The following is an 8,361-nucleotide window of genomic DNA, read 5'->3' on the forward strand; positions in this document are numbered from 1 at the left end:
GCACAGCACGAACCGCCGCGATCGCCGGCGAAGCGTCCGGCTTCGAGCGGGTGCGGTGGAAATCGTCCGCCTTTTCGCCGCAGCCGCGCAGGATGCCAAGAATCGTGGCGCCGCGCGCGAGTGCGGTTTCCAGTGATTCCAGCACCAGCGCGCCCGAACCCTCGGCGAGGACAAAGCCGTCGCGGTCCTTGGAGAAAGGTTTTGACGCCTTTTCGGGAATGTCGTTGTGGGTCGACAGCGCTGACAGCAGCGAAAAGCGGATCAGCGCCTCGGCGGTCGCCGAACCGTCGGCGCCGATCGACAGCGCGCGGTCGCATTCGCCGCGGCGGATCGCCTCGACGCCGAGCTGGATGGCGGTGGCGCCGGAAGCGCAGGCGGTCGACAGCGTGATCGGCAGCCCGCGGGTGCCGAAACGGTCGGCAAGCCGGCCGGCGATCGAGCCGAACTGCGTGGTCTCGAAAAAGTCGAGTTCTTTCAATCCGCGCGCCACCCGCAGCAGCCGTTCTCCGCCGGAGTCCAAATCATTGGAATTGTAGAGTGCGAAGCGGTCGTGCCAGTCGAGTTCGACCGGCGGTGAAGCGAGGAAGAGAGGACCACCAAAATTACCGGAATCGAGGCCGGACTCGGCCACGGCCTCACGCGCGGCGGTTTCCGCCAGTTCATAGGTGAGGTGGCTGGAGCCCTTCGAGCTCGACGGCAGGAAGTCGACCATACCGGAGATGCGGGTGTTGAGATGATCGACCGGAAAACGGGTAATCGGGTGGATGCCCGACTTGCCCGAGGTCAGCGCCGCCCAATTATCGGCCTTGCCGACGCCAAGCGAGGTCACCACGCCGATGCCGGTGACGGCAACGATCGGCCTGCCCATATGATCGTTCAGATTGGCCATGCGGTAGCCCTCGATCGTTTATCGTTGCGGCATGGATCGTGGACCACCGCATCAGGCGGCGTTGACGAGCGCCATGCCTTCGAATTGGTGATAGCCGATCGCCGTTGCAAGGACGGTTGCGGGAACCCCTTCGAACGGCTTCTCGGCTGCGGCATCAAAAACAGGGTAGGCGGCCTTGCGATCGACGGCCAGCGCCGCCAGTGCCACAGCGAAGGGAAACTGTGCTTCCTTCATGTGTCCGGTCAGCGTCGAGAAACCGCGCGCGGCAATCGCCGGATTGGCATCGAGCGCGGCTTTCTCGGCGATGGTTGCCGTATGGGCGCCCGACGCGCCCGACATGGCCAGCAATTTGCCGTTCGGCATTGCAGCCTGCTTGAGCAGGGCGGCGATCTGGGCGTCGAGTTCTCCCCGTGGGCGCCTGGCGCGGCCGGAGACGACCGGCCCAAGCTCGGCATAGATCTTGCGGCCGCGGCTCATCGCGTGTTCGCGCTGCTCCAGCACCAGGAAGGCACCGCCGGATCCAGTCACGACGCCGCCGCCCTCAGCGCCCTGTCTTTGCCAGACCGGCCTCCACGGGCCGCGATGCAAATAGCCGGCGAGTTCATAGCCGAGCAGCATGTCGGAATGTTCGGTCTGGAAGGCGCCGCCGACCAGGATGTGCGTCGACTGGCCGGAGCGGATGCGCGCGGCTGCTGTCTCGACGGCGGCGACGCCGGCACCTTCCTCGCCCATGAAGGTTCTGGATGAGCCGGTCACCTTGTGGACGATGGAGATGTTGCCGGCGAGCAGATTGGAAAGCTGCGCCAGGAACAGTGTCGGCCGCAATTCGGTGGTCAATTTCTCGTTGATCAGCACATCGCGGTCGTTGCGGCTTTCCGAAGCGGCGAGAATGGCGGCATCGACCGCCTCGTCGCGTTCGCCGCCGCCCGCGGCCACGACCATGTCCATGGTCGTGCAGAGTTCGTCATTGCCCTTGATGCCGGCGTCGTCCAGCGCCAGGCCTGCGGCATAGGTGCCGAGCCTCTGCCAGGTTTCCATCTGGCGCTGATCGCCACGTTTGGCGATCTGCAGGTTCCAGTCGATCTCCGGCAATGGATGAACGGTATAGGGTGCAAAGCGCGCCGCTTCGAGCACCGGTTCCAGCCCCGGCTGCACGAGCTTCTGCCAATGGGCGTCCGGACCTTCCCCCAGCGAGGAGACAAGGCCGATACCTGATATGACGACGTCGCGGGGGCTGCTCATGTGCGGCTTTGTGGGTCAGGCGGCAGAGCGCGTCAAGATCGAACGCTCAACCGATGTCAGGCGGTCTTGGCGGCAACCAGCGCGTCGATCTTGGCGCACAGGTTCTTCATGACGAAGTAATCGTCGGTCGAAGCCTTGCCGTCATTGACCTCCTGGGTCCACTTTTCCAGTGGCACCTTGATGCCGAATTCCTTGTCGATGGCAAAGACGATGTCGAGGAAATCGAGGCTGTCGATGCCGAGATCGTCGATCGTGTGGCTCTCGGGCGTAATCGTGTCGATATCGATCTCGCTGGTGTCGGCAATGATCTTGGCGACTTTGTCGAACGTGGTGGACAAGGGCTTTTCCTTCGGTTGCGGGCGGAATCTGTCCGCATCTTGTTTGGGCGCTGTCTAATCGGTTTTTCCCGGCAGGAAAAGGCCTGATGCGCCGGGCGCAGATGGGTAGGGCATCCAGGAAACGCAAGAAGGGCCGCCGGTTTACCCGGCGGCCCTTCTGTTGACGTCACGTCAGCCTTTGTTTCGATGCAGGTCGTTTTTCCAAAACCGGAACCACTTTGGGCGACATGCATCAGCTGTCGCGGAGCTTGACCAGATCGTTCAGCAGCCCGCCGGTTCCGTTGTGGACGGTCAGCCGCTCGACCTTGCCGGCGATGGTTTCCAGAGCCTCGAGCTCCTTCAACCGCAGCATCACCGGGTTTTCCGCCATCACCCTGGCCGTGTTGAGGAGGGAACGCGTCGCGTTCGTCTCCTCGCGGCGACGGATGATGTTGGCCTCGGCCTGCTTTTCGGCCGACACCACCTGGTTGAGGATCTCGCGCATCTCGCCCGGCAGGATGACATCCTTGAGCGCGATATCGCTGACCTCCACCCCGATCTCGGCCATATCGGCGCGGACCTTGCCAGCGGCCTCCTCGTCGATCGTCACCTTCTTTTCAAGGATCTGATCGAGTGTCAGCGCGCCAAGGGTCTTGCGGAAGGCGTACTGCAGGGCGCGGTAAAGGGCTTCGGAGAAGTCCTTCACCATGCTCACCGCCTTGACAGGATCGACGACCCGGTATTCGGCCGCGATGTTGACGCGGATCGTCACGCGATCCTTGGTCAGCACTTCCTGCCCGGCAACGTCGAGCGACTGGCGCTTGAGGTCGACGACCTTGATCTGCACCATGCGTCCGACGTTCCAGAAGCCATGCACGCCCGCCGTCAGCGTCCTGACCAGAACACCGTCGATGAACAGCAGTCCGGCCTGACCGTCGACGACCGGATGGACGGCCATCAATTCCGCCTTCCGGGCCTGGCCGAGCCGGCGCATGACCGCCGCATCGATGGCGAGATCGGCTGCTGTGTCGATCAGCGTCACCTTCCACGGGCCGGCATCCGTCCACAGCACCAGCTTGCGGTCCGGCGCCAGCACGGCGTGCAGATTGCCGTCACGCTCGATGATGGCGACATCCGTGTGCCCGGTGCGAACGACGGTGAAATGACACGCGGCTACATCCGGGAGCTTGTCGAACAACGCCTTCTCGTATGCCGAAACGAATTCCGGGTTCTTCAGATCGTGCCGGGACACTTCGAGGCTGCCGCGCCGGTTGGCGAGCCAGTGCTCGCCCGGCAGCAGGACAGTCTTGATTTCCCCCTTGTGGAGGGTGAGGGCACGTTCGTTTTCCTTTACGAGGACGCGCTCGCGCCCAAGAACCTTGTGGAGAATTGTCATTGTCTTACTCCTGTCGGGCATGGCCCCATGCGAGGCGTCAAGTCATGCGTCGATAGTTCCTTTCGTTTCTCGTTTCACGTCGTCTCTTGCGTCATAGCCCGGGCACGAATGATCCGGGGACTGGTGGCATCAATCCGTGGCGGGCCTTCGGGAGCGGATCGCGGGGCAGTGAAGCGGGCGCCGGAGGCCTTGGCCTCCCTTGCCGGCGACGCTGCGCCTTGATCGTCACCGCGGGCCTGGCCGCGAGCCGATGGCGAAAGACGCTTGGGATGATCCGCGCCCGAGGGCTTGGGCCATCCGTCCAGTCTTTCGCATTCCAGTCCCGGACCGTTTTTCGGATGGCTTTTCAGGCCAATGGAGAAGGAATCGAACCTTCGACAGTCAGATTAACAATCTGATGCTCTAACCAAACTGAGCTATCCGTGGTGCAGATGAAGGGAATTGAACCCCCGACCTCCGGACCCAAATCCGGCGCTCTCCCGCTGAGCTACATCCGCGATCCCAATCCCCAAAGCAGCGCCGTATACAGGGCGGCAAAACCGCCTGCACGGGCGGAGGCGAAAGCTCCAACCGTTGTGCTCACTTCGGTTCTCGTGACCGGGAGCGCGCCTATAGCCCCTGCGACGGGTTGTCGCAAGCGGCATTGTCGTGGCGGATTTGCGGCTTCTTGCGGCGGTGGCATTTAGGCAACACCGCTTTCGACGTCAGCGATCGCGCGCAGGGCGCTCAGAAGGTGACGCGGCCGAGCACGCGCAGGCCATCGCCCTGCGGCTCCACGACCACGGCCTCGCCTTCGCGCGGTGAGATGCCGGTCAGCGCCACGATGTCTTCCAGATGGGTTACCATGACCAGATTGTCGGAGCCGGAATAGGCGCGGATTTCTTTCAGGATCGCCGCGATCTGCGCGGCTTTCTGCGCCTCGTCGCCCTTCAGGAGATCGAGCGGAGCAAACAGCTCCGGCTCGGCCTCGAAGGCGATGCGGGCAGTGTCGAGGCAGCGGCAATAGCGGCTGGACAGCACGCGCTCGATCGGTGCCGCACGGGCGGCAAACAGAGCGCCGATCTTGCTCGCCTGTTGCTTGCCACGCGCCGACAGGTTCATCTGGGTGGCACAACTGTCGATGTCGAAATTGGCCGGGTCGGTGGTGCCGGTGACCATGGCATGGCGCAGCAGCACGACATGTCCGCCATCGCGCAGCAGCGCCCAGCCTGCATCCGTGGCGTGGGCCACGCCGGGAATAAGAAACAGGAACAACGCCAAGGCGAATCGAATCATCCGCTATCCTTCTCCGGTTCCCGGCAATGGGTTCCGGTGACGGGACATATAGGGACGGTAAAGCCAGCCGAAAGACAAGGCGCGGTCGGCGGGATGCGTAGACCTACTTCTTCGCCATCTGCTTCTTCACCAGATCGATCTTCTGGTCGGTGAGCGGGATGGGGATCGTGTAGCCGGCTTCGGTAAAGCCCTGCTTGGCGTTCTCGAAGAATTCGATCGCCTTTTGATATTCGGCCTTGCCCCCGCCATAGCTGGCCCGATTCCAGCTGACGTCACCGAGATTGTTCTGCGAGAAGGCCCACTGCATGGGCAGGCTTTCCCTGGTGAATACCTTCAGCGTGGCCGCGAAGGCGGCCTCGGCATCACCGAGATATTTGTCGGTGCGTTCGAGATTGCCGAGGTTGAGCAGGCTCATGCCGATGCCGTTCTGGGCGTTGGCCCAGTCGGTTGGCGCGGCGTCGATGGTCAGCACTTCGAGTGCTGCCCGCCGTGCGGCGATTGAATCCTGCAGGGTCTTGGGATTGGCATCGCTCATGCTCAGCCAATGCAGCGTCGAGCCGAGGCCGGCCTGGGCCAGCGCCCATTGGCGCGGGTTCGTCTCGCGCTTGTATTCGCGCAACGCATCGCGGTAGGCGGCAATGGCTTCACCATAATGTTCCGGCTTGTCGGTCACGCCGCCCAGAAGCTGCAGCGTGTTGCCGAGATTGTAGTGGCTCATTGCCCAATCGCGAGGGAACTTCCGTCTGACATAGACCTGCCGGGCCGCCCGGAACGCCGCCGCCGACTGCTCCAGCTTGGCCGCGTCGCGAGTGCGCTGGCCAAGCGTCTGATAGATCGAACCGAGATTGTTCTGCGCCGACGCCCAGTCCATCGGGAAACGCTGCCGGGTAAACACCGTCAGCGCATCGTCATAGGCCGCAGCTGCCTCTTCGAGCGCGCCGGTGCCCATATCGAAGCGGGCGACACCGCTCAGCGCGTTGCCGAGGTTGAGCCGGCTGGTTGCCCACGAAACCGGGAAGGTCTCACGGGTTCGCACCTCGAGCGCGGCCCGGAACGCGTCGGCCGCCTCGTTTATCTTCGCCTTGTTGTTGAGCTGAATGCCGAGCGACACCAGCGTGTTGCCGAGATTGTTCTCGACCATCGCCCATTCAACCGGCGCCTTTTTGCGCGTGTATTCCTCAAGTGCCAGCCGGTAGGCGGCCTCGGCTTGCGCCAGATGTTCGCCGGCGGCCTCGCGCTCGGAAAGCGCATAGAGCGCCAGGCCGAGATTGTTCTGCGAAGCGGCCCAGTCGAGCGGCACTTTTTCGCGCGGGCGTTTTTGGAGCGTCGCGCGCATCGCCGCCACCGCCTCGTTCAGGCGCTTCGGGTCGCTCTCGCGTTCGCCGATCTTCAAGAGCACATTGGCCAGATTGTTCTGCGCGGCGGCCCAGTTGAGATCGTCCTTCTCGCGCTCGAACACGACAAGGGAAGCGCGAAAGATCTGTGCGGCCTCTCCAAGGCGCGCGGTCTCCGTCTCGCGCTCGCCGATGGTCTGCAGCACCACCGCCATGTTGTTGCGGGTGATCGCCCAGTCGCGATTTTGTTCGCCATTGGGGATGAAGTTCAGGATGGTGCGGTAGGCTTCGATGGCGTGCTTTAGCGCATCGAGGTCGCCGGTGGCGTAGCCGTAGGCGTTCAACGCCTCGGCTTCCTGGTTCTTGTAGTTCCAGCGCAGCTTGTCGTCCCATTTTTCGGCCAGCGAAAACGCCTTCGCGTAGTCGCCGGCGGCGGATTTGTAGTCGAAGACCAGCCCCGAGGCATCGGCGCGCCTAGCATAGATCGCGGCGTCGGCAAGGCGCTTCTGCTTGACGAGATCCTCGGCCTCATCGACTGCATCGCTGGTCTGCTCGACCCGGCCCACCGCATCGTCGAGGAATTTGCGCGCCGTCACGATGGCGCCCTGGCCGATCGCCTTGTCGGCGGAGGCGACGAGGCGTTTGATCTCTGGATCGTCGGTGCGCAAAGCGGCGCGCTCGGACATCATCTTCTTCAGGCGCTCGGCCTGGGCGTCGAGCACCTTTTGCAGGTCGGTCGGGTCTTCGGGGATATTTTCCGTGCCGAGCGCCTTCAGCACGCCATAGAGCGCGTCGAGCGGCACGCCTTCCTGCAGCGAAGCCAGTTCCACCTGCGCCCGTTTCGGGTCGGGCAGGTCGGAAATCGTCAGAAGGAGCTGGCGCCTTTCGCCTGTGATCAGCCCGTCGTCGCCGGTCGGCTCCACTGGTGCGACGCCGAAATAGAGCAGCCGGCGCAGGCTTTCGTTGACCCAGGGGCGCTGTTTTGCTTTTGTGTCGAGATAGACCTCCTCGGTCACCATGCGCATGACCGAGCCGAATTCGGTGCCCTTCATCGCCGCGAGGTGGCGCAGCAGGGCGGACGCGTAAGGGCTGTTTTCGCCGGCGGCGCCATCAAGTGCAGGATGACCCGGTTCTGCGGCAAAGCCGACCACTGTACCCAGGCTCGCGTCGGCCGCCGGTGCATTGCCGAGCGCCTTGGCGCCGCGCACCGGCTCCAACCCGCCGGCGCCTATGGGCGAGGCGGAAGCGGTCGGTGAGCGCCGTACCATGGCATCCGCGGGGAATGGATTGGTGCGGCAGGCGTCGAGCAGCATGATCGTCACCGGCACTGTCTTTTTCAATGCCTCCATGACGGCCGATATCGGCACAAGGCTGGTGCCGGCATCCTTCAGCGACGGGACGTCGGCATCGACCGGAACCAGATAGTTTTCGCCGCCGGCCTCGATGCCATGACCGGAGTAGTAGATGAAGGCGACATCGGCGCCGTCGGCATCTTCGGTGAACCGCTCCAGGTCGCGCTTCAGCTTGGTGGCGTCACGGTCGGTGACGCTGCGGGCGTCGAAGCCAAGGTCGGTCAGCATCTTGGCCATGTCGCGGGCGTCGTTGGCGGGGTTGGGCAGGGCGGCGATGTGCAGGTAATTCGACTGGCCGATGATCAGCGCCACGCCCTTAAGGCTTTTCGTCTCGGCAACTGCAAGCGCGGTCGCGGCAAGGCAAAGCAGTGCGGCGACGATAGCCGTCAGCCATGCCCGCCACAAACGACTAAGGTTCGAGAGTCCGACAAAAGCCATTTGTCGTTCGTGTCCGCCCTGATGATCCAAACCCTCTATAACGCTGCCAGCCGACGATGATCAAATTCAGGCGCGATTGCGTCGCGGTCGTGGCTCGCCTATCACGGGAAATTCGCCC

General features: G+C 63.4%; 6 protein-coding genes and 2 tRNA genes. All 8 read right to left on the reverse strand.

The annotated features are described in order from the left end of the window. Nucleotides 1-889 (reverse strand): beta-ketoacyl synthase N-terminal-like domain-containing protein (locus EOB59_RS23200; protein ID WP_128289321.1); only part of this gene is annotated, 889 nt, incomplete at its 3' end. A 51-nt stretch (nucleotides 890-940) separates the two neighbouring features. Further along, nucleotides 941-2,131, reverse strand: coding sequence for a beta-ketoacyl-ACP synthase (locus tag EOB59_RS23205; RefSeq protein ID WP_128289322.1), 1,191 nt, complete (start codon nucleotides 2,129-2,131; stop codon nucleotides 941-943). A 56-nt stretch (nucleotides 2,132-2,187) separates the two neighbouring features. After that, nucleotides 2,188-2,469: an acyl carrier protein gene (locus EOB59_RS23210; RefSeq protein ID WP_010909964.1), complete on the reverse strand. Its 282-nt coding sequence runs from the start codon at nucleotides 2,467-2,469 to the stop codon at nucleotides 2,188-2,190. A gap of 232 nt (nucleotides 2,470-2,701) precedes the next feature. Continuing rightward, nucleotides 2,702-3,844 (reverse strand): slipin family protein, encoded by a 1,143-nt coding sequence (locus tag EOB59_RS23215; protein WP_164895726.1) that lies wholly within the window; start codon nucleotides 3,842-3,844, stop codon nucleotides 2,702-2,704. Nucleotides 3,845-4,195: 351 nt separating this feature from the next. Continuing rightward, nucleotides 4,196-4,265, reverse strand: a tRNA-Asn gene (locus EOB59_RS23220). Between the two features lie 2 nt (nucleotides 4,266-4,267). Further along, a tRNA-OTHER gene (locus tag EOB59_RS23225) sits at nucleotides 4,268-4,341 on the reverse strand. A gap of 229 nt (nucleotides 4,342-4,570) precedes the next feature. After that, a complete protein-coding gene (locus tag EOB59_RS23230) occupies nucleotides 4,571-5,119 on the reverse strand; it encodes a histidine phosphatase family protein (protein WP_127267431.1) in 549 nt (182 codons plus the stop codon). Nucleotides 5,120-5,222: 103 nt separating this feature from the next. Then, the gene (locus EOB59_RS23235) at nucleotides 5,223-8,243 is read right to left on the reverse strand and encodes a caspase domain-containing protein (protein ID WP_128289323.1); all 3,021 of its coding nucleotides are present in this window, start codon (nucleotides 8,241-8,243) and stop codon (nucleotides 5,223-5,225) included. Between the last annotated feature and the right edge of the window lie 118 nt (nucleotides 8,244-8,361).

This window comes from Mesorhizobium sp. M7A.F.Ca.MR.176.00.0.0 (genome assembly GCF_004023165.1).
GTDB lineage: Bacteria > Pseudomonadota > Alphaproteobacteria > Rhizobiales > Rhizobiaceae > Mesorhizobium.